This is a genomic window from Paragemmobacter kunshanensis (assembly GCF_011059185.1).
Lineage (GTDB): Bacteria > Pseudomonadota > Alphaproteobacteria > Rhodobacterales > Rhodobacteraceae > Paragemmobacter > Paragemmobacter kunshanensis.
This window is the reverse complement of sequence record NZ_JAALFE010000009.1, coordinates 72,375-96,061: the sequence shown is the minus strand read 5'-3', so window position 1 is coordinate 96,061 and position 23,687 is coordinate 72,375. Positions and strand designations below refer to the sequence as shown.

Genomic DNA, 23,687 nt, shown 5'->3' with positions numbered 1-23,687 from the left:
ATGAAACGAAAAATCCGGCCTGCAAGCAGGCCGGAAGTCGGCGCGGACACCTCAGGGGAGACTTGCCCGCGCAATCAAGAAGAAGGGGGCGCGGCCTTACTGCCTCATCCCGGCCCGCAGCGCCTCGGTCGCTACCATGTCCACCGTCTCGGCCTCAGCGTCCACGATCACGCCATAGACCTCGCGCGCATGGCTGACCGAACAGAACCCGTCCAGCACATCCTCAAGCACCTTGACCGGCGGGCGTTTCAGCGGATCGCCATAACCGCCGCCATTCGGGCTGTAATAGGTCATCACGTCATCCGCCTCCACCGCCAGGCCCGAGAATTTGGAATGCATCTCCCGCGCCTCGCCCGGCCGGCCCGGATTGCTGATGGTGCAGCGCCCCACCACCCCGTCATGCCCGCCGAAGATGCCCCAGGGCGCGTCGGAATGGCGCTCGGATTCATGCGTGATGAAGGCTGGCGTCAGCACCCTCTGCGCCTTCACCACCCCGATCCCGCCGCGATACTCCCCCGCGCCGGGCGGCAGGTCGTCGCGCAACTCGTATCGGTCGCAGATCATCGGGATATGCATGGCCAGATCCTCCAGCGGGTTGTTCCGCGTATTGGCCATCAGGTTGTCGATGCTGTCGGGTCCGTCCGACCGGGGCCGCCCGCCATAGGCACCCTCGTTCACCTCAAGGAACACCCAGTAATCCCCCGAAGGCCGCACCCCCGAATAGGCGGCAAAGCTGATCGAGGCGGAAGACCCTGCGATCACCTTCTCCGGCATCACCGGGGCCAGCGCGCGGATGATAAGGTCGATCATCCGGTTGCATTGCGTGAACCGCGCCTCGGCACTGGCCGGGGCCCTGGGATTGAAGATCGACCCGAGCGGCGCCGTCACCTTGATCGGGCGGAACGATCCCTCGTTCGATGGCACCCGCAGATCCGATGTCGCCGCATCCAGCAGCAGCTTCCGGAACCCCGCATAGGCCGCCACCTTCGTCGATCCTTCGAACGGCACGTTATAGGCCGTGGGCGTCTGATCGGCGGATCCCGTGAGATCGACCTCCACCTCGTCGCCGCGCACCCGCACCGTAACCTTCACTTTCAGCCGCCGGTCACGGTTGCGCCCGTCATCATCCAGCCAGCCCTCGGCGCTGTAATCTCCGTCCGGGATTTCGCTGATCCGGGCCCGCGTCATGCGCTCGGCATAGTCCATCAACTGGGTTGCCGCGGCAAAGACCATGCCCTCGCCGTATTTCTCCAACAGCTCGACAAATCGCTTCGCCCCCAACCGGGCAGAGGCGACCTGCGCCTCGATATCCGCCACCAGCTGCCCGGCAGCGCGGCTGTTCCTGCGGATGTAGTTCCACATCGCATTGTTTGGCTCACCCTTGCGATACAGCTTCGTGCCGGCAAACAGCATCCCTTCGGCAAAGACATCCGGCACGTCGATGATCAGTCCCGGCGTCGCCGCCCCGATATCGACATGATGCGCGGTATTGCCAGCAAAGCCCACCAACCGCCCCTGAAAGAACACCGGCACCACGATCGCCAGGTCCGGCGTGTGCGAGGCACCGAAGTAAGGGTGGTTATGCACCACCACATCGCCCTCGTACCACTCGCCATCTTCCAGCGTTTCGGCGATGCCGCGCAGATAGCCGGGGATCGACCCGATATGCATCGGCGTCGATTCCGACTCGCACAGCGTGTTGAAGTTCACATCGAACAGCCCGGCCCCCAGATCCTGGCTTTCCCGGATGATCGAAGAAAACGACATGCGGTAAAGGACATGCCCCATCTCCTCGGCGATGGTCTCAAAGCTGCCCCGGATCACCTGCAGCGTGATCGGGTCCACGGCTACGGCGGCGGGGTTGGTCATCTTGTTCATCGCAAGTCCTCCTTACGCGCCGATCAGTCGGATGCGTGTGTTGCCATAGTCCAGCGTCTCGGCCACATAGCCGGGCGGAACGAGCGTCGTCGCATTGTGCTGATGCAGCAGCGCAGGCCCCGGCACGCGGTCCCCCGCATACAGCTTCGTCCGGTCATAGCGCGGCGTCTCCAGCGTGCGCCCGTCGTCAAATGTGGTGGGCCGCACGAACATCAGCGCCCGGTCGATGCTGCTGCCATCCGTCGTCGCAATGGACGGAATCTCGATCCGCCGCACCGCCGCCTGCCCGATTGCCCGCAGGGTGATCAACTCCACCTCGGCACTGCGATAGCTGTAGCCGTAATCCTGCTGATGCTGGTCGTGGAAACTGTCCGCGATCACATGGCGGTTCCCGGCGGTCACTGCCTCCTCGGGCATGGCCGCGCGCAACTCGAACCCCTGCCCGTGATAGCGGCATTCGGCAATCACGGCGATGCTCTGCTGGTCGCGCGGAATTCCGTCGCCGTCCAGTTCCGCCTGCACCCTTGCCCGCAGCGCTGCCACGGCGGCGTTGATCCGGGCGAAATCCGCCTCGCCCGCCTTCATCAGCTCAACGATCACCGCTTCGGTATGTTCGTATTGCAGGTCGGTCTTCAGCAGACCCACCGCCGCCGTGATCCCCGGCGCCACCGGCACGATCACATCCTTGCAGCTCATTGCCTCGGCCAGCGCCACCCCATGCAGGGGCCCCGCCCCGCCGAAGGGCATGATGGAGAACTCCCGCGGATCGACCCCGCGCGCCACGGAATTCGACCGGATCGCCAGGGCCATGCTGTTGTTGATGATCCGGATGATCCCCAGCGCCGCCTCCTTGACCGACAGGCCCAGCGGCCGCGCGATCCTTTCCTCGATGGCCTGATGCGACAGGCTGGCATCCAGCTTCAGGTCGCCCCCCAGCGCCATGTCCGGGTCCAGTCGCCCCAGCACGATCTGCGCATCGGTCACCGTCGGCTCCGTCCCGCCCCGGCCATAGCAGGCAGGCCCCGGCTCCGACCCGGCAGAACGCGGCCCCACATGGAACGCCCCCGCCTCGTCGATGAAGGCCACCGATCCACCGCCCGCACCGATGGTCACCAGGTCTATCATCGGCGTCAGCACGGGATGCCCGGATACATAGGTGTCGCGTGGGTTCATGATCTTGACCGCCCCGCCGGGAATGGTCGAGATGTCGGCCGATGTCCCGCCGATATCCACCGTGATGATGTTCGCCTCGCCCGCCATCGCGCCCTCGGACGCGCCACCGATCACCCCGCCCGCAGGGCCCGACATCAGGATGCGGATCGGCCGCTTCGCACAGGCTTCCACCGTGGAAACCCCGCCATTGGACTGCATGATCCGCAGCTTCGACGTCACCCCCGCCTCACGCAGGCGGCTGTCCAGATCGCGCAGATAGAAGGCTGTCTTCGGCCCGACATAGGAATTCATCGCCGCGGTCGAGAACCGCTCATATTCCCGCATCACCTTGGCCACCTCCGACGACAGCGTAACATAGGCTTCCGGCATCTCCTCCAGCACGATCTCCTTGGCGCGCACTTCATGCACGTCATTCAGAAAGGCGAACATGAAACCGATGACGACCGAGTTGATCCCCCGCTTGCGGAACACCGCGCAGGCCGCCCGAACCGCCGTCTCGTCCAGCGGCGTGGCAACCTCGCCCGTGGGCGGCAGGATACGCTCGGCGACCGAAATCCGGTTCCGCCGTTTCACCAGGGGCTGGCTCTGCCATGGCACATCGAAATGCAGCGAGAAATTAAAGGGCCGCTTGTGACGCCCGATATGCAGGATGTCGCGGAAGCCCTCCGTCGTGATCATCCCGCATTCCGCGCCGTTGTGTTCGATCGTGATGTTCGTCGCCGTGGTGGTGCCATGCACGATGGTCTCCACCTCGCTGGGCGCGATGCCCGCCATGCGGCAGATGCCCTGCACCCCTTCGACCACGCCGATGGACTGGTTCTTCAGGGTTGTCGGGACCTTGTGATAGAAAACCCCCTTCGCGCATTCCAGCACGAGGTCGGTATTGGTTCCGCCTACATCTACGCCAATTCTGGCCATCGCTCTTGCTCCTGTCGGGAAAGCCGCCTCTGACGGGCGATGAAAGGCGCCGGGCCAGGCGGCCCGGCGCCGGGGGTCACTCTGCCGCGATCTTCTGCGCGGCCAGTCCGTCGACATAGGCCACGCAGTCATCCACCGTGTGGACGTCACCGAACTTCGCGTCGATGTCGAAGAGGTTCCAGGCCACCGCGCCCGGCACCCGGTCACCGATGGCTTCCTTCACCGCGATGGTGCGGAACCCATCGGCCAGCCCGTCACAGATCGTCTGGCGCACGCAGGCGCAGGCAGTCACGCCGGTGACCAGGATCGTGTCCACATTGTTGGCCCGCAGGATGCCCGCCAGTTCCGTGCCATGGAAGGCCGACGCACGCTTCTTCAGCAGCGTATATTCCCCCTCCACCGGCGCGATGCGGCTGTCGATGGCCCAAAGCTCCTTGTCCTTCAGGTTCACCACATCGATCGGAATCTTGTTGTGCCACAGGCCCATGTCGGTGAAATCGGCATTTCGGTCGGTGATCTCGTAGGCCGTGGTCACGTGAACCACCGGCAGATGCGCCGCTCGGAACGCCTTCAGCAGCTTCTGCATGCCGGGGATGATCTCGTTATCCATCTTCTCCTGATCGCAGGTGAAGGGATTGCCCGGTCGCGTCCAGGCATTCGCCAGATCCACGCTCACCAGCGCGGGCCGCTTGCCGAATCCCACGCGGCGCTGAAAGCCGCGCTCCTTGTACAGCTTGCTCGCCGTGTCGAACGCCTGCTGCAGCAGCCGGTCCAGTTCCTTGGCGTCAACGTCGCTCATTGTCCATCTCCTGTCTGTCTTTGATGCGGCATGCGCCTTGGGCGCACCCGCCGGGGCCACGAGGTCGGCCACCCGTCAATCAAGGGATCGGCTGGCCCTGAAAGGCAAAGTGACAGGTGGATTGACCGCTGTGAAATGACGGTTCATCCTTTATTGATGCGCATGATGCATCAACCCCTACCCCGGATCGGAACCCCATGCCGCCCCTGCCCGGATTGGACAATGTCCAGACCTTCCTCGCCCTCGCCCAGGAATTGAACTTCCGCCGCACCGCCGACAGGCTGCATCTCGACCAATCCGCCCTCAGCCGACGCATCCAGAAGCTTGAACAGACCCTCGGCTTCCGCCTGCTTGATCGCACGACCCGCGAAGTATCGCTGACCGAGGCCGGCCAGCGCTTCTACGAAGACAATTCCCAACTGATGCGCGCTTATGGCGAAAGCATCCGCTCCGCCCGCCGCATCGCCGAAGGCAAGGCCGGCATCCTGCGCATCGCCTACATGGCCTTCGCGGCCACCGAACTCATGCCGTCGGCCATCGCCCGCTTCCGCCGCGCCCACCCCCATGTCGATGTCCGCCTGCAATACATCCGCACCCAGGGCCAGAAGATCGCCCTCGCCAATGGTGAAATCGACGCGGGCTACATGATCGGCCCCTTCGATCATCGCGATTACCAGTCGATCCAGCTTTCGTCGGAAACGCTCTACGTGGTCACCCCGCGCAACCACCCCCTTCTCCTGCGCCCGACCATCACCCCGGCCGACCTTTCCGACCAGGACATCATCCTGGGCGACATGCGCGAATGGGAAGAATATCGCTGGCGCCTCAACGACATGTTCTCCGGCGAAGGAATCGCGCTGCGCGTCGCGCTCGAGGCGTCCAACACCCTCGCCCTGCTTGGCCTCGTCGCGGCGGGGCTTGGCGTCACGATCTATCCCGAAAGCCTGATCGGCTTCCTCGGCCGCAATGTCGAGGTGCGCCCGATCATGCATCCCGCCTTCCGCAGCAGCACCATCCTCGTGTGGAGACGCGCCAACCGGGCGCCGCAACTGCAAGGCTTCGTGCAGATCGCACGCCAGCGCGTGTCAGGCTCGCCCAGCGGGGCCTGACGGCCCCCTACCCCCCGACCAGCCGCAGCATCGCCGCCGCCGCCGCCTCCGGCTCGCCGCGCTCGATGGCGCGGACCAGCGCCTCGTACTCCGCGGCAAGCGCCGGGGCCAGGCCCGCCGCGGGCGGGCGGCCCTCGGCATCCAGCCGCCCCAGCACATCATGCACCACCCCGAACTCCACCACCCCCGAGGCCGCCCGCAGGAACGGATTGCCCGAGGCTTCGGCCACCACGCGATGGATCTCGAACACCGCCAGCGCAAAGGGTTCCGGCTGGCCCGTCATCGCCGCCCGCTGGTGCAGCCAGTAGTTCAGCAGCCGCACATGTTCGGCATCCCGGTGCCGCGCCGCCTCGCGCGCGGCCAGGATCTCCAGCCCCGTCCGCACCGCCCGGGCCTTCTCCAGGAATTCCGGCGAGGGCCCGCTTTCCAGCTTCCAGCTCAGCACCTGCCGGTCAAACAGGTTCCAGCGCGATTGCGGCAGCACCCGCGTGCCCACCTTGGCCCGCGCCTCCACCAGCCCCTTCGCCTCCAGCGTCTTCAGCGCCTCGCGCAGCACCGTCCGCGACACGCCGAAGCGGATCATCATCTCGGCATCGCCCGGCAGCCCCGATCCCACCGGCATCTCGCCCGCCACGATGGCCCGGCCCACCTCGTTGATGACATAGGAATGATAGTTCCGCGCCGCAGGACGACCGGAGAGCGTTCGGATCAGGCTCCCGGGTTCGCTCATCGCATCAGGTCCAAGGGCTTATGTTCGTCGCGGCCCGGCGCGAAAGACCAGCCGCTGCAGCAGGATGAACATAAACAAAAGCGCGCCGACGACAATCTTGGTCCACCAACTCGACAGCGTGCCGTCAAAGACGATGTAGGTTTGCACCAATCCCTGCAACATGACACCGATGAAAGTCCCCGCAACAAAGCCATAGCCCCCGGTCAGCAGCGTGCCCCCGATGACGACGGCGGCAATGGCATCCAGTTCCACCCCCAGCGCATTCAGCGAATAGCCGGCCGAGGTATAAAGCGAGAAGACCACCCCCGACAGGCCCGCCAGAAAACCCGACAGCGCATAGATCCCGATGGTCGTGCGCGCCACCGGCACCCCCATCAGCGCTGCCGATGTCTCCGATCCGCCCAGCGCATAGACATTCGATCCGAACCGCGTGCGATGGGCCAGCAGGATCGCCACGGCAAAGACCGCCAGCATGATCATCCCCACCACCGTCAGCCGCCCCCCGCCCGGCAGCAGGACATAGCTCTTCTGGATCACCTTGTAGAAGGCATGGTCGATCCCGATCGAATCCGGCGACAGCACCGATGCCCCACCCCGCGCCAGGAACATTCCCGCCAGTGTCACGATGAAGCTTGGCACCCGCAGGTAATGGATCGCCGCCCCCATCACCGCGCCAAAGCCCGTCGCCACCCCCAAGGCGATGGCAAAGGCCAGCAGGGGATGCAGGTCCAGCCACATGATCAGGACCGCGATCAGCACCGTCGTGAAGCCGATCACCGCCCCCACCGAAAGGTCGATCCCCCCCGACAGGATGACGAAGGTCATCCCCACCGCCGCGATGCCCAGAAAGGCATTGTCGGTCAGGAAATTGCCCAGCACCCGCGTCGACAGCATCGCCGGTTGCTGCGTGACGGCCAGCAGATAGGCCAGAAGGAAGATCAGGGTCGTGGCCAGCAGGGGCCGCAGGCTGCGATTCATTTTCCCGCTCCCGACTGAAGTCCTCGCAGGCGGCGGACCAGCAGCGCCGCATGGGGCGATTGCAGGATCAGGATCGCCACGATGACCGCGGCCTTCACCACAAGGTTGAACTCGGGGCTGAAGCCCGAAATCAGGATGCCCGTGTTCATCGCCTGGATGATGATCGCCCCCAGCACCGCCATGGGGATCGAAAACCGCCCCCCCAGAAGAGACGTGCCCCCGATCACCACCGCAAGGATCGCATCCAGCTCCAGCCACAGCCCGGCATTGTTGGCATCCGCCCCGCGGATGTCGCCCGCCACGATCAGCCCCGCAATGGCGGCGCAGACCCCGGCAAAGGCATAGACGGCCACCAGAAAGGCCCCCGCCGAAAGCCCTGCGAAACGCGCGGCCGACCGGTTCACCCCCACCGCCTCGATCAGCAGGCCCAGCGCCGTGCGCCGCACGATCAGCGTGGCCGCCACCATCAGGACCAGCGCGATCACCACCGGCATGGGCAGGCCCAGAAAGGCCCCGGTCCCGATGAAGATCAGCACCGGGTCCGAAAAGGTGACGATCGTGCCCTCGGTGATCAGCTGCGCCACGCCCCGCCCCGCCACCATCAGGACCAGCGTCGCGATGATCGGCTGGATCTCCAGCACCGTCACCAGCACCCCGTTCCACAAGCCGCACAAAAGCCCCGCCGCCAGCGCGGCCAGCACCGCCACCGGCGCCGATACCCCGGCCGAGACCAGCGTCGCCGCCACCGCCCCGCTGATCGCCATCACCGCGCCCACCGAAAGGTCCACCCCCTTGGTCGCGATCACCATCGTCATGCCGATGGCCAGTATCGCCACCGGCGCGCCCCGGTTCAGCACGTCGATCAGGCTGCCGAACAGGCGGCCATCCTGCCATGTGATGCTGAAGAAGCCCGGAAACAGCAGCCAGTTCACCCCCAGCACCGCCGCCAGAGCGATCACCTGCGGCCGCATCAGGACCTGCGCCACCGGGCGCGGCCGGGGAACGGGGGGCTGCCCGTTGGGGCGAAGGTCGACAGTCTGTCGCGTCATGGGCGGGTTCCCTGCGTGCCGGCAATGGCCTGAACGATGGCGTCGGGGGCGATGTCCTGGCCGTCCAGTTCCGCCACCATCTCGCGGTCGCGCATCACGACGATGCGGTTCGAATAGGCCACCACCTCGTCCAGCTCGGACGAGATGACGAAAAGCGCCAGCCCCTCCTCGCGCAGCCGGTTGATGGTGCGCACGATCTCGGCATGCGCCCCCACGTCGATGCCGCGCGTCGGTTCGTCCAGGATCAGGAAGGTCGGGTCGATGGCCAGCCAGCGCGCCAGGATCACCTTCTGCTGGTTTCCCCCGGAAAGCAGCTTCACCGGCATGTCATGGTCCGCCGCGCGGATGTCCAGCGCCTCGGCATAGCGGCCCGCCAGTTCCACCTGATCGTCGCGGTTCAGCGCCTTGAACCAGCCCAGCTTGGCCTGCAGCGCGATGATGATGTTCTCGCGCACGGAAAGGTCGCCGAAGATGCCGTCGATCTTGCGATCCTCGGGGCAAAAGCCGAAGCCCGCCGCCACCGCCTCGGCGGGATTGCGGATCGCCACCGGCCGGCCATCCACCAGCACCTCGCCGCCCTCCGCCGCGTCCACGCCGAACATCAGCCGCGCCACTTCCGTCCGCCCCGATCCCAGCAGACCGGCCACCCTCACCACCTCGCCCTCATGCACCGCCAGGTCGAAGGGGGCCATGCCCTTGCGCCCCATCCCCCGGAATTCCACCCTGACCGCCCCCTTCGCCGCCCCGGCCAGCGCCGATCCCTGATGGTCGAAGGCCACATCCTTGCCCAGCATCATCCGCACCACATCCGTGGCATTCAGCGCCGCCAGCGGCTGTGTCGCCACCTTCCGCCCATTGCGCAGGATCGTCACCCGGTCGGCCAGATCAAAGACCTGGTCCAGGAAATGCGTGATGAAGATGATGGCCAGCCCCCGCGCCTTCAGCCCGCGCACCACCTCGAACAGGCGCAGCACCTCGTTCCGGTCAAGGCTCGCCGTCGGCTCGTCCAGCACCAGCACCTTGCCCGAAAGCTCCACCGCCCGGGCGATGGCCACGATCTGCTGCACCGCCACGGAATATTCCGAAAGCTCCGCCCGCACGTCGATCTCCAGCCCATAGCGCGCCAGAAGCCCGGCCGCCTGCGCCTCGCTCGACCGGCGGTCGATCAGGCCGAACCGCGTCGGCTGTCGGCCCAGGAACAGGTTCTCCGCCACGGAACGGTTGGGCAGCAGGTTCACCTCCTGATAGACCGTCCCGATCCCGAAGCCCTGCCCCTGCAGCGGATCGCGCAGATGGATCGGCGCGCCCTCCAGCAGCAACTCGCCCCCGTCCGGCTGATAGGCCCCGGTCAGGATCTTGATCAGCGTCGATTTCCCCGCGCCATTCTCACCCAGAAGCGCATGCACCTCGCCGCCATGCGCCGCGAAATCCACCCCGTCCAGCGCCCGGTGCTGGCCAAAGATCTTGACGATGCCGCGCGCCTCCAGAACGGGCGCGGCCCCCGCGACCCCTGTCTCCGTCATGCCCGCCCCCCTCGCTGCCGTCATCGCGACTGTCCGCCCTTCCCGCGCATAAATCAATTCCATCGGGCCGGGCACGCATACCCGGCCCGATGGCACCCCGGAGAGGAAACCTTAATATCCGAGGTCTTTGCGCCGCTCGTATTCGCCCTGCGGATCATCCGCCGGGGTATAAAGCTTCGACTCGGTGATGATGAACTTCGCAGGCTCCGTGCCCGCATCCCAATAGGCCTGCAGCGCATCGAAGGCGGGGCCTGCCATGTTCGGGGTCAGTTCCACCGTGGCATTCGCCTCGCCCGCCACCATGGCGGCAAAGATATCCGGCACCGCGTCGATGGACACGACAAGGATATCGCTGCCCGGCTTCAGCCCGGCATCCTTGATCGCCTGGATCGCACCCACGGCCATGTCATCGTTATGGGCATAGACCGCGCAGATGTTCTTGCCGCCGTCTTCCGCCTTCAGGAAGCCTTCCATCACTTCCTTGCCCTTCGACCGGGTGAAATCCCCCGTCTGGCTGCGGATGATCGCCAGGTTGGCCTTGCCCGCAATTGCCTCTTCAAAGCCCTGCTTGCGGTTGATCGCGGGCGAGGAACCGACCGTCCCCTGCAATTCCACGATGTTGCATTGCGCCTCGCCCACCGTGCCCGCCAGCCACTCGCCCGCGACGCGGCCCTCCTTCACCTGGTCCGACGCGACCGAGGTCAGATACAGATCCTCCGGCCCCTCGATCCCGCGGTCCAGCAGCACCACGGGGATCTCCGCCTCCTTCGCCTCGGTCAGCACTTCCTCCCAGCCCGTCGCCACCACCGGCGCCACAAGGATCGCATCCACCCCCTGCGCGATGAAGCCGCGGATCGCCTTGATCTGGTTTTCCTGCTTCTGCTGGGCATCGGCGAATTTCAGGTCGATCCCCCGCGCCTCGGCCTCGGCCTTGGTCACGCTGGTCTCTGCCGCGCGCCAGCCCGATTCCGAACCGATCTGCGAAAACCCGATGATCTTGCCCTGCAACCCTTCGGCATGCGCTGTCGACAGCAACAAGCCAACCATCCCCGCGCCAAGCGCGAGAGTCCTGAAAAGCGTCATGATTTCCTCCCGTTGGATCTTTTGGCCACTCTCCTCAGGGTGGCCGGGAAACGATATCAAAAGTAATACTATATGCAAGGTATCTGCGAAATGGCCCCAGCCCACAGGCTGCACCTGCAGCGCCCTTCCCCCGCCTTCCGCCCGAATCCGCGCGTTTCCGCCCCCGCCCCCGCACGCCGCAGCGCAGCACCACTCCCCCTCCCGGGCCTGCCACCCCGGCCGACGGGGCAGGCAGGACGGGCGCACAGGCATCGCCTGGGCAGCACGCACCCCCGAATCAATCCGCGCGCCCTCACCCACCGTGCCGCGCGGCTGCCCCCCCCGCGCACCCCGCACGCAAGGACCGCTCGCCCCCCGTGCCCCGACACCCGCCCCGCCACTGCAAGACATCCCGGCACAAGACACCCCTTTCACTGGAAAGCTTTCTGCCCTATATTTCCACCAGACAGGAGGAAGCATGACCCTTTCCCCCCAGATCGCCCCCATCCCCGCCCCGGGCGCCGTGCTGACCCGGGCTGCGCTGCGCGCCGCAGACAGGCTCGGCCTGTCGGGGCGGCAACTGGCCGATATCGTCGGCGTCTCCGAAGCGACCGTCTCGCGCTGGAAACGCGGCGACAGCCTGCTCGAACCGGGCTCCAAACCCTTCGAACTCGCCGCCCTTCTGGTGCGCGCCTTCCGCTCGCTCGATGCCATCACCGGCGGCGATGAAGGCGTGGCCCGGCGCTGGCTCACAGCGCCCAACACCGCGCTCGCGGCGCGGCCCCTCGATCGCATGGCACAGGTGCAGGGTCTGGTCGATGTCACCGCCTATCTGGACGCCAGACGCGCTCCGCTCTGAGGCGCGCGCCCTTTCGGGCCGCGCCTGGCGCTTCGTCGAGGCGCAGCACAGGGTCTCCACCCTGAAACTTGTCGACACGCTTGCCGAACAGGCCGTCCTCGAAGACATCCTCGATGCGACCAAGCCGCCGCTGCCCGCCGAATGCCGCGCACTCGACTACCTTCTCGCCACGCCCTTCCGCTATCGCCCCTATCCCGCAGGCTCGCGCTTCCGCCGCGCGGGCCTGACGCCCGGTGTCTGGTATGGCGCCGAAACGCCCGAGGTGGCCGCCGCCGAGATGGCCTTCTACCGCACCCTCTTCTACGCCGAAAGCCCCGCCACCCCCTTCCCCGACGATGCCGCCGAATACACCGCCTTCGCCGCCGATCTGGCCACGCCCCTCGCGCTTGACCTGACGGCAGGCCGCCTCGCCGCCGACAGTGCCCTCTGGACCCACCCCACCGACTATGCCCCCTGCCAGGCGCTCGCCGATGCCGCGCGCGGGCTGGGTGTGGGCATCCTCCGCTACCGCTCCGTCCGCGATCCGGGGGGCGGGGCGAACCTCGCCGTCCTCACCTGCCGCGCCTTCGCCGCCCCCCAGCCGACAGACCGGCAGACCTGGCGCATCCGCATCGGCCCCGCCGGCGTGCAGGCGCTGCGCGAACATCCGCGCCTCGGCCTCGAATTCCCGCCCGGCAGCTTTGCAACCGATCCGCGCCTTGCCGGCATGGCCTGGGCCCGCCCCCGCGCGCGCTAGGTCCCGCCGCTTTTCCACCTTTCCCTGCGCGCAGGGCGTAAAGTTCCGCGCCTTGCAACCGTTCAGGTGGAAAGCATCCCGGAAGGGCAGGCCCAGGCGGCCCTGCCCCCGGTCAACCAGACAGGAGGCGGCATGGACGGCGCGATGATCGACGGGCGTGAGGTGATCGGAAGCATCGTGCATCGCACGAACGGCTTCGTCTATCGGTGCCGCAATGATCGCGACTATTCCATGCTGCTGATGGAAGGCGCGGTCACCGAACTCACCGGCCATCCCTCCTCCGATTTCCTCAACCCTCCGCAGCGCTCCTATGCCGGGCTCTGCCACCCCGAAGATGCCGACAAGGTCTTTGCCGCCGTCGACGCGGCCCTGCTCGGGCGGCAGAACTGGACCGTGGACTACCGCCTCGTCCGCCCCGACGGCTCCGCCCGCTGGGTGCATGAGGTGGGCGGCGGCGTCTTCGATCCCGCGGGCGAGCTGCTCTTCCTCGAAGGCGTCGTCCTCGATTACGAGGCCCGCAAGAGGGACGAGGCCGAAAGCACCGCCCGCAACGCCGAAATCGCCGCCCATTGCCGGACGCTGGTTTCCGAAACCCGGCCCATCCTCAGCGTCCTGCGCGAACTCCGCATCCTCGCCATCAACGCCCGGATCGAGGCCGCCCGCGCCGGGCAGGCCGGGGCCGGTTTCGCCGTCGTCTCGGGCGAGGTGGGCCGCATCGCCAATGAAACCGCGGTGCGCGCCACCAAGGTGGCCGAACTGACGGAAGAGCTGCAGAAACTCCTCCGCAGCGCCGCCTGACGCCACCACCCCGGGTTGCAGGCCCGCCGCGCCGACGGTGCCGCCTGCCCCGCTGCCCCGGCTGCGCCCCCCACCGCAGGCAGAGGTTGGCCCGCCAGAACACACCATCCCTGCCCCAAGGACCGAGAGTTTCCACATCCGCGACTTAAAAAACACACACTTTCAGGTTGAACTATCCAAAAGTAAGGTCGCCATGGCTTATGGATCTTAATCTTTGCTAATGCGACAGGGACGGAAATGACACGGCGGACCAGGGTCTTCCCACCCGCCGACCAGGAATGCAGGATGACCAAAGCCCGGCCGACCATGCGCCCTCGCCGCACCGTCGCAGATCCTGCCCCTCGACCGGGACGCTGGCACCGCCGCGTCAGGGTCACGCTGGCCGCGCTGGCAGCGGTTACCGGATTTCCCCGCCTCGCAGCGGCCCAGACCGCCGTCCCTGAACACGCCCATCCCCATCTTCCCTTCTTCCTTTTCGGCGCGGCGCTCGCCCTCGGCCTGACGGCCCTTCTCCTGCGCCGCCTGCGCCAGGTCTCCGCCGCCCGCGCCCGGATCGAAGACAGCCTCCACCGCCGCCTTCGCGAACAGGATTGCCTCCACCGCGTCTTCCTCGCCACCGAAGACATGGCCCGCCCCACCGACGACATCCTTGCCGACATCGCCCGCGCGCTGTCCGACAGTTGCGGCAAGCCCGGTCAGTATCGCTTCCGCATCCGCTACATGGGCCTCTGGCACGACGACATCCCCGCCGGGATCACCCCCCTCTTCAGCCTGCCCATCCTGGTCGAGGATGTGGCCGAAGGCGAAATCGCCCTCGCCAGCCCCGACGGCGCTGTGACAAGCCTGCCCCCCGAAGAACGCCTGCTTCTCAACCTTGTCACCTCGCGCATGGCGGGCCGCGCCACCGTCGCCCGCGCCATCGCCCGCCACGCCCATAGCGAAGACCGCTTCCGCCGCACCTTCCAGCAATCGGCCCAGGCCATCGGCGTGATCCGCGACGGCATCTTCACCGATGTCAACGCCGCCGCCCATGCCATGCTGGGCCACCCGCCCGGCAGCGGCCTTGTCGGCCGCCGGATCGAGGATATCTCCCCCGACCGCCAGCCCGGCGGCGAAGCCTCGCACGACCGGATCGCCCGCCTCATGGCCGCCGCCATGGCGGGCGAAAGCACGCGTTTCGACTGGGAATATCTCCGCGCCGACGGCACGCCCCTGCTGGCCGAGGTGATCCTCACCGCCGCCCGCAACGATGGCCATGTCGACATCTACACCGCCTGGACCGACATCACCGTCAAACGCCAGGCCGAAGCCACCCTCGCCGCCCATCAGCGCACCCTGGAATCCGAGGTCGCCACAAGGACCGAGGAACTCACCCGCCTGAACGAGGAACTGGGAACCCTGCTGACCACCGCCGCCAGCGGCATCGCCCTGATGCGCGACGGGATGATCCGCACCTGCAACCCCTCGCTGGCCGAAATCCTTCTCATCCCGCGCGACCTGCTGATCGGCGCCTCGCCCGCCACCCTCTTCCGCGATGCCTCGGACTGGGCCTCGCTCCTCGAACAGGCCGAAACCGAAATGGCCCAGGGCCATATCTTCAGCACCTCGGTCGAGATCCGCCGCGGCGATGGCAGCACGCTCTGGATCGGGCTGCGCGCCAATGCCGTCGATCCCCTGCGCCCGCAGAATGGCGCGGTCCTCGTGATCGACGACATCTCGAAACAGCATCAGGCCAGCCTGCAGATGGCCGCGGCCCGCGACATCGCCGAACAGGCCGCCCGGCTGAAATCCGAATTCCTCGCCCATATGAGCCATGAGCTGCGCTCGCCCATCAATGCCGTGCTGGGCTTTACGGAACTCCTGCTCGACTCGCCGCTTTCGGAACACCAGCGCGATTATGTGCGCAAGCTGCAGGGATCGGGGCGGCATCTGCTGATGATCGTCAACGATGTGCTGGACCTGTCGCAGGTCGAGGCGGGCAAGCTGCGGATCGAAAAGACCGAATTCCGCCTCTCCTCGATCGTCAAGGCCGCCACCGACACCATCGCCGCCGCCGCCGCCGACAAGGGGATCGAACTCGTCGTGCAATGCGATCCGGCGCTTGCCACGCGCTATCTGGGCGATCCGCTGCGCATCACGCAGATCCTGATGAACTACCTCACGAATGCCCTGAAATTCACCGAACAGGGCCAGATCACCCTGCGCGTGCGCCGCTCGCAGGCGGGTCGCCTGATGTTCTCGGTCAGCGATACCGGCATCGGCCTGACCGAGGATCAGATCAGCCGCCTCTTCCAGCGCTTTTCCCAGGCCGAGGAATCGACGGCCCGCCTCTATGGCGGCACCGGTCTTGGCCTTGCGATCTGCCGCCAGCTTGCCGATCTGATGCAGGGCGATGTCGGCGTCGACAGCCGCCCGGGCCAGGGCAGCACCTTCTGGATCGACCTGCCGCTGGCCGCCCTGCCCGATGCGCAACAGGCCCCCAGGGCCGACATGCTGGCCCGCCGGCGCTTCCTCGTGATCGACGACAACCCCCATGCCGCCGCCGCCATCGCCGAACATCTGCGCGCCGCCGGGGCCATGGTCACCCTTGCCGCCCGCCTGCCCGATGCAGGCACTGCCGATTTCGATGCCATCCTGATCGACAGCCAGATGCCCGATCCCGACGGCTTCGCCACCGCCCGCCTGCTGCGCGAAAGGCACGGCACGGCCACGCCGCCGCTCCTGCTTCTGGCCCATCGCGGCGGGCAGGAAATCGTCGACCGCGCCCATGCGGCGGGCTTCCGTGATCTGCTGGTCAAGCCCGCCGAACCCGATCTGATGCTGGCCCGCCTCCTGTCGATGTTCCAGCCCGCTACCTCCACCACCCAGCCCGAGCCGCTGCCCGCCCCCGCCCCCGATGCGGGCGCCCCCTCCATCGCGCAGCGCCGCGCGCTGATCGTCGATGACAACCCGCTCAACCTCGAACTGACCGGCGCGCTTCTCGCCCGGCACGGCATGGACACCGCCACCGCCACCAACGGCGCCGAGGCGCTTCAGGCCCTGCTCGAACAGGATTTCGACCTGATCCTGATGGACAGCCAGATGCCCGTGATGAACGGCATCGAAGCCACCCGCCGCATCCGCGCCCTGCCCACGGCCAAGGCCGCCGTGCCCATCATCGGGCTGACCGGCAATGCGCTGGATGCCGACCGCGATCTCGCCTTCACCGCCGGGATGACGGATTACGTGGTCAAGCCGATCTCGCCCACCGAACTCAAGGCGATCCTCGCCCGCCATCTGGGCGTCGCCCCACCGGCAGCCGCGCCCGTCCCGCTCACCGCCGCGCGGCCCCCGGCGAAGAAGGCTCAGGCCTCATAGGGCCAGGGGGCCTGCGAGAATACCCCGCCATCCACCCACAGCGTCTGCCCGGTGACAAAGCCCGCGGCCGGCGAACACAGAAACAGCACCGGCCCCGCGATATCGGCGGGCGTGCCCACCCGGCGCAGCGGCGTGATCGGGCTCCAGGTCGCGGCATAATCCCCCGCCTCTGCCGCCGTCCGCTCGGTGGCAATCGCCCCCGGCGCCACGCAATTCACCCTGATGCCATGCGGGCCAAGCTCGCTCGCCGCGGCCTTGGTGAATTGCTCGATCCCGCCCTTCGAGGCGGTGTAATCCACCAGCTTCGGGAAGGCCAACTTGTTGCAGCCGGATCCAAGGTTCACGATGGCCCCTGCCACGCCGCCCGCAACCATCAGCCGCGCCGCGGCCTGGGTGTTCAGGAAGGTGCCGCGCAGGTTTGTCCGCATCACCGCGTCCCACTGATCCGCCCGCAGGTCCAGAAGCCCCGCCCAGGTCTGGATCCCGGCATTGTTCACCAGCACCGCAGGCGCGGCCCCCGCCCAGTCGGCGGCCCGGGCGTGAAAATCCGCCACCGCCGCCTCGTCCCCCGCATCCGCCTCCACCGCCAGGCAGCGCCGCCCCAGCGCCGCCACCTCCGCCGCCACCTCATCGGCCAGCGCGGCGCTGCCCAGATGGCTCAGCGCCACGTCATGCCCCGCCCCCGCCAGCGCCACCACCAGATGCCGCCCGATGGCCGATGTCCCGGCCGTCACAACCGCCAGCGCCATGATCCCCTCCTCAGGCCAGCATGTCCCAGATGAACCGCGCGCAGACCGTCAGCAGGAAGATCCCGAACCCCACCTCCAGCACCCGCTTGGGCAGGGTATGCGCCAGCTTCACCCCGAACCGCGTCGTCAAAAGCGTGGTCGGCACCGTCAGCGCGAAGGTCAGCAGGCTCACATAGCCCAGCGCATCGCCCGGCAGGCCCGGCTTGCCCCATCCCGCCAGCATGTAGCCCAGCGTCCCGGGCAGCGCGATCAGCACCCCCACCCCCGCCGCGGTCGAGATCGACCGCCGGATGTCATAGCCATGCAGCGTCAGCAGCAGATTGGTGATCGCCCCCCCGCCGATACCCATAAGCGCCGACAATACCCCCATCCCTCCGCCATAGGCGATCAAGGTATTCCGCCCCGGCAGCCCATCCGCCAGCCGCCATCCCTTCCCCCCGGTCAGCATCTTGGCCGCGTTGATCCCGGCCACGAAGATGAAGACCAGCTGGAACACGATCGGATCGGCATAGCGCGCGATCACCGATCCCGCGACCACGCCCAGCACCACCGGCACGGCCCAGATCCGCAACAGATCCATGTCCACCGTCCCGCGCAGGAAATGCCCCCGCGCCGAATTCAGCGAGGTCGGGATGATCACCGCCAGCGAGGTGCCCACCGCCAGCGGCATCCGCACCTCTTCGGGATAGTCCAGCACCCGGAAGAGTTCAAAGAAGATGGGCACCGAAATCGCCCCGCCCCCGATCCCGAACACCCCCGCCAAAAGCCCGATCAGCGCCCCGGCCACGATCAGCGCGCCGATGATCGGCACCAGGCTGGCCAGATCAATTCCGTCCATATCCGCGAATCCCTTCCCGCCCGGCCCGCCCTCCGCAGGCCCGCATGCCCCAGTCTTAGGCCGCCCCCCGCCCAAGGACAACCGCCCCGCCATCCTCTTGCCCGACGAACACATCACCGTCGCGCCTCCCCGTTTTCTGGCACAGAAAACGGCACGGAATTTGACGCAAATTCCGCCCCCCGACCTTTGCGCCCAGGCTTTCCCCCCGAATTCTGCGTCAGAATTCGGCGCGATTTCTGCGTCAGAAATCGCCTCCCCAGCCGCCCCCCGCCCAAGGACAACCGCCCCCACCTTGCCGAATGCCCGCCGCCCGCTAGGCTCTGGCCCGGGACAGCACGCAGGAAGGCCCGCCATGACCGTGAACACCGCCCCCGTTTCGGCCGGCGAGGCGCTCGCCCTCCTCCGGGCCGCCCATGCCGCGCAGGGATCAGGCACCCTCACCGCCGCCTGGATGCTGCATGGCCGCCCCGGCATCGGCAAATCCGACATCGTGGCCCAACTCGCGGCTGAAACCGGCGCGCAACTCTACGACCTGCGCCTCACCACGATCGAACCGCAGGACCTGCGCGGCCTGCCCTTCTACGACCACGCCACCCGCCGCACCGTCTGGTATCGCCCCGAAGACCTGCCGGATGATCCCGCCCGCCCCGCCATCCTCTTCCTCGACGAACTCACCGCCGCCGCCCCCAGCCTGCAACCCACGGTCTATGGCCTCCTTCAGGAACGCCGCGTCGGCCGCCACCACCTCCCCGCCTCCTGCTTCCTCGTCGCCGCCGGCAATGGCACTGATGACGGCGCGGTTGCCTATGAGATGGGCACCGCGCTGGCCGACCGCCTGATCCACCTCCATATCAGGGCCGAGCCTGCGGATTGGCTCGCCCGTTATGCCGTCCCGCGCAACCTTCACCCCGCCGTCATCACCTTCATCCGCACCCGCCCCGACCTCTTGGAAAATTCCGAAGACGCGCTGCGCCGCGGCCTCACCATCGCCTGCACCCCCCGCTCCTGGGTCCGCGTCTCGGATATCCTCAAGGCCATCCCCGATCCCCGCCTCCGCGCCCCCATGATCGCGGGCACCATCGGCGATGCCGCCGCCGCCGAATTCCTGCTGGTGGCCGAAGAAATCGCCGCCACCGTCCAGGTGGCCGACCTGCTGGAGGCCTCAAAGGCAAAGCGCCCCGACCTCTACCCCCAGACGATGACCGGCCTCACCGCCCTCACCTATGCCCTGATCGGCGCCGCCGACGCCGCCAGCCTGCCAAAGGTGATCGAGGTGATGGCCGACCTCCGCCACCTGCCCCGCCTGCGCCCCGATGCCCCCTTCGCCCGCCTTCCCCTGGCCGAGCTTTGCACCCACGGCTTCGAACTCCTCATCCAGAAGGCCCTGACCACGGGCCTCACCGAGGCCTTCCGCAGCTCCGCCGCCTATGCCGAATACCGGGCCGAGCGGCAGGCCCAGGGTCTTGAATGATGGGGCCCGAATGATGGGGCAGGAATGACACGCCACAGCGCCCGCGCCACCACCGCGCTCCGCGCGCTCAATGAACAGGATCCGGCCATGGCCGCACTCGCCCTCTGGTGCGATCACCGCGACCGCGACCATGGGCCAGCCGCCGAGACGACGGGCCAGACCATCCATTACGGCCCCGAATTCGCCACCCTCCCCCGGCATGAACAGATGGGCCTCGCCGCCCATCACATCCTGCATGTGGCGCTGCGCCACTCGCCCCGCCTTGCCAATCTCGCGCTGCGCATGGGCGACCGCTTCGATCCCCGCCTCTGGCAGATCGCCGCCGATGCCATCGTGAACGAAACCCTTCTCGTCGCGGGCTATGCGATCCCCCGCCCCGCCCTCACCCTGACGGGCCTTCTGGCCAGCGCGCTTGACACGGCCGCCGCCCCCCGCCAGGCGCTGGCCGATTGGGACGTGGACCGCCTCTATCACCGCCTGCGCGACACCAGCCAAGGCGCGGGCGGCGACGCGCAATCCCGCGCCCTTGCCCATGCCACCGCGCAGGGCTTCCAGCCCGATGTCAAACCCGATGCCGGCCCCGCCGACAGCGCCGAAACAAGGACCGATGCCGACTGGCACCGCCACCTCTCCCGCGCGCTGGAGGCAGGCCGCCTTGCCGGGCGCGGCATCGGCGCCGCCAACCTGCGCCTTGCCGATATCCCCAGCCCCGAAACCCCGTGGGAGGTGATCCTGCGCCGCCTCCTCACCCGTGCCACGCTGGACCGGCCCACCCCCACCCATCGCCGCCCGGCCCGCCCCTTCATCGCCGCCATGGCCGAGTCGCTGGCGACAGGCACCCCCGAACCCGCCTTCCAGCCGGGCCTCGCCCGCCATGCCCCCGCCCCCCGCGTGGTGATCGCGCTCGATACCTCCAGCAGCCTCACCGATGATGCCCTCGCGCTCCTGATGGCCGAGGTTGCGGCCATCGCCCGCCGCAGCGGGGCCGAAACCCACCTCATCCCCTTCGACGACGCCCCCGCCCCGCCGGTCCGGCTCCATCCCGCCACCGCCATGGCGCAACTGCGCGCGCTGGATGCCCCGCGCGGCGGCGGCACCGCCTTCGCCCCCGCCTTCGCGCAGGCGGCGGCCCTCGGCCCCTCCCTCCTAATCGTGCTGACGGATCTCGAGGCCCCCCTCCCCCCCAGACCGCGCTTCCCCGTCATCTGGGCCGTCCCCGACGCCCGCCACGCGCCGCGCCCGGATTGGGGAACCCTGCTCGACCTCTCCCGCTAACCGATCAGCGCCGCCAGCCGCGCATGGGCCGACACGCCCCGCACATCAAAGGCCACATCGCGCAGGCAGTCGCCCGAAGCCAGGTTGATCCGCAACAGATCGCGCTCGGTGAAATCCGCATCGAACAGCCCCGCCACCAGCGCCCGCTCCGCCTCTGACAGGGCCAGCACCTCGGGCCCCGCCTCCGCCTGCACCGAAACCAGCGTCAGGGGCGGCATCCGCCAGATCTCCGACTGTTCCACCACCAGATGCAGCCGCCCCTCCGCCAGCCCCCGCCCCGCCGCAAGCTTCGACAGCACCGCCACCGCCCGCAGGCGCAGCAGGTCCATCCCCCGCTCCACCTCGGCCGCGCTGGCCAGCGCCTTCGCCCGCGCCCGGCTCAGCCTGAGCAGCTTCGCCTCCACGAAATAGATCACGATCAGCATCGGCAGCGGCGCCTGCGCGATGGCCAGCGCATAGCGTGGAAACAGCACCGCCCCCAGCAGAAAGGGCACCAGCGCCACCAGATAGCGCAGCACCTCCACCTCGAAGATCAGCCGCAGCCACAGCCCGATCCCCGCCCCCCCGACCCCCGCCATCCGGCGCGGAAAGATCATCACCCGGCCAAAGACGCGGCGCGGCACCTGCCGCATCTCCAGCACATGGGGGTTCCAGATCGTCTCGGGCGTCAGGATGAACATGGGCGCGGGCCTCCGCAGGCAAAGCTAGCGCGCGCGGCCCCCCGAACCAGAGGCCACCCCCGCCCCCCGCTGCCCGTAGTAAAGCCCCACCACATGCTCGGCCTCGGCAAAGAACAGCCAGCGCTGCGCCAGCGCGCCCAGGAGATGCGTCAGCGCCGCCAGCACCGCCCCCGTCACCCCGCCCAGCCAGGCCAGCGCCATGGCAGGCAGCATCACCGAACAGACCATGGCGATCATCCGCACCCTTTCGGCATGCTTGCGCCCCACCACATGGATCATCTCGCGCAGCAGGTAATTCCCGCCCGTATGCGGCTGCTCAAAGACCGACACCGCCCCGATCCGGCCAAGGCCCGTGGCGCTTTCCATCGTCTCCGCCGCCCGCGCAAAGGCATGCCGCCCGAAATGCCAGTGCAGCGCCAGCACCCCCCCCAGCACGCACAGCGCCGGCAGCGCCAGCGGCGCCACCCCAGCCAGCACCACCCCCCCCGTCGCCCAATAGGCCAGAAAGACCAGCGGCACCGTCCAGTGATGCCAGCGCGGCACCGCCCGGATCTGCGCATAGATCATGGCCGAGGCAAAGACCGTCACCCCCGCCATCACCGCCCCCGCGATCCCGAAGCCCCGCCCCCAGAAGCCCTGCCCCCAGAAGCCCTGCCCCCAGTCAAACCCCAGCCAATCCGCCAAAGCCTGCGGCGCAAACAGCCCCAGCGCGATGACCGAAGCCCAGGCCTCGCGCGACAGCCAGCTTGTCCGCCATTGCGTGAAGGCCAGTAGCGCCCGCCGCGGATTGCCCAGGTGAAAGGCCGATGACACCAGCCCCGCCACCGCCATCCCGTAGCCCAGCCCCCACAGGAAGAAGGCCGCCGTGCCCGAGGCCCCGAAGACCCCCAGCAGCGCCAGAAAACCGAACCCCGCCCCCGACAGGACAGTGAACAGGATGACGGAAGGTGCCGGATGCATTCAGATCTTCCCCAGAACGCGGTCCAGCCATCCCGCCAGCCCGCCGGCCCGGATGTCAAGCAGCGGCGCAAGCAGGCTCGCCTCTTCCGGCCGGTCCTTCCGGCGCGGCGGCAGATAGCGGTTCACCGGCTTCGTCCCCATCCCCGGCATCAGCACAAACCCCTCGCGCTCCGCCGTCAGGCGGCTCACCTTGCTTTCGGGATCGGCGAAATCCCCGAAATGCCGCGCCCCGGTGGGGCAGGTGCGCACGCAGGCAGGCTCCCGGTCCTCTTCCGGCAGGGCCTCGTTATAGATCCGGTCCACGCAAAGCGTGCATTTCTTCATCACCCCCGCCGCCTGATCCAGTTCCCGCGCGCCATAGGGGCAGGCCCAGGCACACAGCCCGCAGCCGATGCAGGCATCCTCGTTCACCAGGACGATGCCATCCTCGGCCCGCTTGTAGCTCGCCCCCGTCGGGCAGACGGTGACACAGGGCGCCTCCTCGCAATGCAGGCAGGACCGGGGAAAATTGATGATCTGCGCAGGCATCTCATCAGGTTGCACGGCATAGCTGTGAACCCGGTTGAGGAAAGTCCCCGAAGGATCCGCCCCATAGGGGTTCTGATCCGACAGCGGCGCGCCATAACCCTGATCGTTCCACCCCTTGCAGGCGGTCACGCAGGCGTGACAGCCCACGCAGGTATCCAGGTCGATCACCAGACCCAGCTTTTTCTCCGTCCGCTCCGGCAATCCCGTCATGCCCGGC

20 protein-coding genes are annotated in these 23,687 nt (G+C 67.8%); 7 read left to right on the top strand and 13 right to left on the bottom strand.

Annotated features, from left to right (window positions below; translation table 11 throughout):
- Window positions 1-96: 96 nt before the first annotated feature.
- The 3 genes from G5V65_RS10825 to G5V65_RS10815 all read right to left on the bottom strand — a co-directional run bounded on the left by G5V65_RS10825 (window position 97) and on the right by G5V65_RS10815 (window position 4,768).
- Complete coding sequence (locus G5V65_RS10825; protein ID WP_206526763.1) at window positions 97-1,878, bottom strand: hydantoinase B/oxoprolinase family protein; 1,782 nt, start codon at window positions 1,876-1,878, stop codon at window positions 97-99.
- Window positions 1,879-1,890: 12 nt separating this feature from the next.
- Complete coding sequence (locus G5V65_RS10820) at window positions 1,891-3,969, bottom strand: hydantoinase/oxoprolinase family protein (protein ID WP_165049875.1); 2,079 nt, start codon at window positions 3,967-3,969, stop codon at window positions 1,891-1,893.
- Window positions 3,970-4,045: 76 nt separating this feature from the next.
- Window positions 4,046-4,768 carry an isochorismatase family protein gene (locus G5V65_RS10815; RefSeq protein ID WP_165049873.1) on the bottom strand — a complete coding sequence of 241 codons (723 nt, stop codon included), beginning with the start codon at window positions 4,766-4,768 and terminating at the stop codon, window positions 4,046-4,048.
- Window positions 4,769-4,965: 197 nt separating this feature from the next.
- Between G5V65_RS10815 and G5V65_RS10810 the strand changes: the two genes are divergently transcribed.
- A complete protein-coding gene (locus G5V65_RS10810; protein ID WP_165049870.1) occupies window positions 4,966-5,877 on the top strand; it encodes a LysR family transcriptional regulator in 912 nt (303 codons plus the stop codon).
- Window positions 5,878-5,884: 7 nt separating this feature from the next.
- Here G5V65_RS10810 and G5V65_RS10805 read toward each other — a convergent pair whose 3' ends face one another.
- From G5V65_RS10805 to ytfQ, 5 genes are all read right to left on the bottom strand, one after another.
- The gene (locus G5V65_RS10805; RefSeq protein WP_165049868.1) at window positions 5,885-6,607 is read right to left on the bottom strand and encodes a FadR/GntR family transcriptional regulator; all 723 of its coding nucleotides are present in this window, start codon (window positions 6,605-6,607) and stop codon (window positions 5,885-5,887) included.
- Between the two features lie 18 nt (window positions 6,608-6,625).
- Window positions 6,626-7,585 (bottom strand): galactofuranose ABC transporter, permease protein YjfF, encoded by a 960-nt coding sequence (yjfF, locus tag G5V65_RS10800; protein ID WP_165049867.1) that lies wholly within the window; start codon window positions 7,583-7,585, stop codon window positions 6,626-6,628.
- Window positions 7,582-8,634, bottom strand: a complete 1,053-nt coding sequence (locus tag G5V65_RS10795; protein WP_165049865.1) for an ABC transporter permease — start codon at window positions 8,632-8,634, stop codon at window positions 7,582-7,584. Before G5V65_RS10795 ends, yjfF begins: the two co-directional genes overlap by 4 nt.
- The gene (locus G5V65_RS10790; RefSeq protein WP_165049863.1) at window positions 8,631-10,157 is read right to left on the bottom strand and encodes a sugar ABC transporter ATP-binding protein; all 1,527 of its coding nucleotides are present in this window, start codon (window positions 10,155-10,157) and stop codon (window positions 8,631-8,633) included. The genes G5V65_RS10795 and G5V65_RS10790 overlap by 4 nt, the downstream gene beginning before the upstream one ends.
- Before the next feature lie 111 nt (window positions 10,158-10,268).
- Window positions 10,269-11,240: a galactofuranose ABC transporter, galactofuranose-binding protein YtfQ gene (gene ytfQ / locus G5V65_RS10785; RefSeq protein WP_165049861.1), complete on the bottom strand. Its 972-nt coding sequence runs from the start codon at window positions 11,238-11,240 to the stop codon at window positions 10,269-10,271.
- Window positions 11,241-11,697: 457 nt separating this feature from the next.
- On the opposite strand from ytfQ, the gene G5V65_RS10780 reads away from it, so the two are divergent.
- From G5V65_RS10780 to G5V65_RS10765, 4 genes are all read left to right on the top strand, one after another.
- Window positions 11,698-12,078, top strand: a complete 381-nt coding sequence (locus tag G5V65_RS10780) for an antitoxin Xre/MbcA/ParS toxin-binding domain-containing protein (protein ID WP_165049858.1) — start codon at window positions 11,698-11,700, stop codon at window positions 12,076-12,078.
- A complete protein-coding gene (locus G5V65_RS10775; protein WP_165049857.1) occupies window positions 12,038-12,814 on the top strand; it encodes an RES family NAD+ phosphorylase in 777 nt (258 codons plus the stop codon). Before G5V65_RS10780 ends, G5V65_RS10775 begins: the two co-directional genes overlap by 41 nt.
- Before the next feature lie 66 nt (window positions 12,815-12,880).
- Entirely contained in the window at window positions 12,881-13,612 is a 732-nt protein-coding gene (locus G5V65_RS22655) for a PAS domain-containing protein (protein WP_343162841.1), read from the top strand.
- A 285-nt stretch (window positions 13,613-13,897) separates the two neighbouring features.
- A complete protein-coding gene (locus G5V65_RS10765) occupies window positions 13,898-16,969 on the top strand; it encodes a response regulator (RefSeq protein WP_165049855.1) in 3,072 nt (1,023 codons plus the stop codon).
- On the opposite strand, the gene G5V65_RS10760 is transcribed toward G5V65_RS10765, so the two are convergent.
- A complete protein-coding gene (locus tag G5V65_RS10760) occupies window positions 16,957-17,718 on the bottom strand; it encodes an SDR family NAD(P)-dependent oxidoreductase (protein ID WP_206526762.1) in 762 nt (253 codons plus the stop codon). The two genes, G5V65_RS10765 and G5V65_RS10760, sit on opposite strands and share 13 nt — an antisense overlap.
- Window positions 17,719-17,728: 10 nt before the next feature.
- The gene (locus G5V65_RS10755) at window positions 17,729-18,556 is read right to left on the bottom strand and encodes a sulfite exporter TauE/SafE family protein (RefSeq protein WP_165049853.1); all 828 of its coding nucleotides are present in this window, start codon (window positions 18,554-18,556) and stop codon (window positions 17,729-17,731) included.
- A gap of 352 nt (window positions 18,557-18,908) precedes the next feature.
- Between G5V65_RS10755 and G5V65_RS10750 the strand changes: the two genes are divergently transcribed.
- Together G5V65_RS10750 and G5V65_RS10745 are read left to right on the top strand one after the other, a co-directional pair.
- Window positions 18,909-20,027: an AAA family ATPase gene (locus tag G5V65_RS10750; protein ID WP_165049851.1), complete on the top strand. Its 1,119-nt coding sequence runs from the start codon at window positions 18,909-18,911 to the stop codon at window positions 20,025-20,027.
- A gap of 24 nt (window positions 20,028-20,051) precedes the next feature.
- The gene (locus G5V65_RS10745; RefSeq protein ID WP_165049848.1) at window positions 20,052-21,302 is read left to right on the top strand and encodes a vWA domain-containing protein; all 1,251 of its coding nucleotides are present in this window, start codon (window positions 20,052-20,054) and stop codon (window positions 21,300-21,302) included.
- Here the strand turns inward: G5V65_RS10745 and G5V65_RS10740 are convergent.
- The 3 genes from G5V65_RS10740 to G5V65_RS10730 are packed head-to-tail and all read right to left on the bottom strand — an operon-like array spanning window position 21,299 to window position 23,680.
- The gene (locus G5V65_RS10740; protein ID WP_165049846.1) at window positions 21,299-21,982 is read right to left on the bottom strand and encodes a hypothetical protein; all 684 of its coding nucleotides are present in this window, start codon (window positions 21,980-21,982) and stop codon (window positions 21,299-21,301) included. The genes G5V65_RS10745 and G5V65_RS10740 overlap by 4 nt on opposite strands.
- A gap of 24 nt (window positions 21,983-22,006) precedes the next feature.
- Entirely contained in the window at window positions 22,007-22,942 is a 936-nt protein-coding gene (locus G5V65_RS10735; protein ID WP_165049844.1) for a dimethyl sulfoxide reductase anchor subunit family protein, read from the bottom strand.
- Entirely contained in the window at window positions 22,943-23,680 is a 738-nt protein-coding gene (locus tag G5V65_RS10730; RefSeq protein WP_165049842.1) for a 4Fe-4S dicluster domain-containing protein, read from the bottom strand.
- Between the last annotated feature and the right edge of the window lie 7 nt (window positions 23,681-23,687).

Coding starts and splice junctions, on each gene's coding strand:
- G5V65_RS10825 (WP_206526763.1), bottom strand. CDS start 1,878: ATGAACAAGATGACCAACCCCGCCGCCGTAGCCGTGGACCCGATCACG.
- G5V65_RS10820 (WP_165049875.1), bottom strand. CDS start 3,969: ATGGCCAGAATTGGCGTAGATGTAGGCGGAACCAATACCGACCTCGTG.
- G5V65_RS10815 (WP_165049873.1), bottom strand. CDS start 4,768: ATGAGCGACGTTGACGCCAAGGAACTGGACCGGCTGCTGCAGCAGGCG.
- G5V65_RS10810 (WP_165049870.1), top strand. CDS start 4,966: ATGCCGCCCCTGCCCGGATTGGACAATGTCCAGACCTTCCTCGCCCTC.
- G5V65_RS10805 (WP_165049868.1), bottom strand. CDS start 6,607: ATGAGCGAACCCGGGAGCCTGATCCGAACGCTCTCCGGTCGTCCTGCG.
- yjfF (WP_165049867.1), bottom strand. CDS start 7,585: ATGAATCGCAGCCTGCGGCCCCTGCTGGCCACGACCCTGATCTTCCTT.
- G5V65_RS10795 (WP_165049865.1), bottom strand. CDS start 8,634: ATGACGCGACAGACTGTCGACCTTCGCCCCAACGGGCAGCCCCCCGTT.
- G5V65_RS10790 (WP_165049863.1), bottom strand. CDS start 10,157: ATGACGGAGACAGGGGTCGCGGGGGCCGCGCCCGTTCTGGAGGCGCGC.
- ytfQ (WP_165049861.1), bottom strand. CDS start 11,240: ATGACGCTTTTCAGGACTCTCGCGCTTGGCGCGGGGATGGTTGGCTTG.
- G5V65_RS10780 (WP_165049858.1), top strand. CDS start 11,698: ATGACCCTTTCCCCCCAGATCGCCCCCATCCCCGCCCCGGGCGCCGTG.
- G5V65_RS10775 (WP_165049857.1), top strand. CDS start 12,038: ATGTCACCGCCTATCTGGACGCCAGACGCGCTCCGCTCTGAGGCGCGC.
- G5V65_RS10765 (WP_165049855.1), top strand. CDS start 13,898: ATGACCAAAGCCCGGCCGACCATGCGCCCTCGCCGCACCGTCGCAGAT.
- G5V65_RS10760 (WP_206526762.1), bottom strand. CDS start 17,718: ATGGCGCTGGCGGTTGTGACGGCCGGGACATCGGCCATCGGGCGGCAT.
- G5V65_RS10755 (WP_165049853.1), bottom strand. CDS start 18,556: ATGGACGGAATTGATCTGGCCAGCCTGGTGCCGATCATCGGCGCGCTG.
- G5V65_RS10750 (WP_165049851.1), top strand. CDS start 18,909: ATGACCGTGAACACCGCCCCCGTTTCGGCCGGCGAGGCGCTCGCCCTC.
- G5V65_RS10745 (WP_165049848.1), top strand. CDS start 20,052: ATGACACGCCACAGCGCCCGCGCCACCACCGCGCTCCGCGCGCTCAAT.
- G5V65_RS10740 (WP_165049846.1), bottom strand. CDS start 21,982: ATGTTCATCCTGACGCCCGAGACGATCTGGAACCCCCATGTGCTGGAG.
- G5V65_RS10735 (WP_165049844.1), bottom strand. CDS start 22,942: ATGCATCCGGCACCTTCCGTCATCCTGTTCACTGTCCTGTCGGGGGCG.
- G5V65_RS10730 (WP_165049842.1), bottom strand. CDS start 23,680: ATGACGGGATTGCCGGAGCGGACGGAGAAAAAGCTGGGTCTGGTGATC.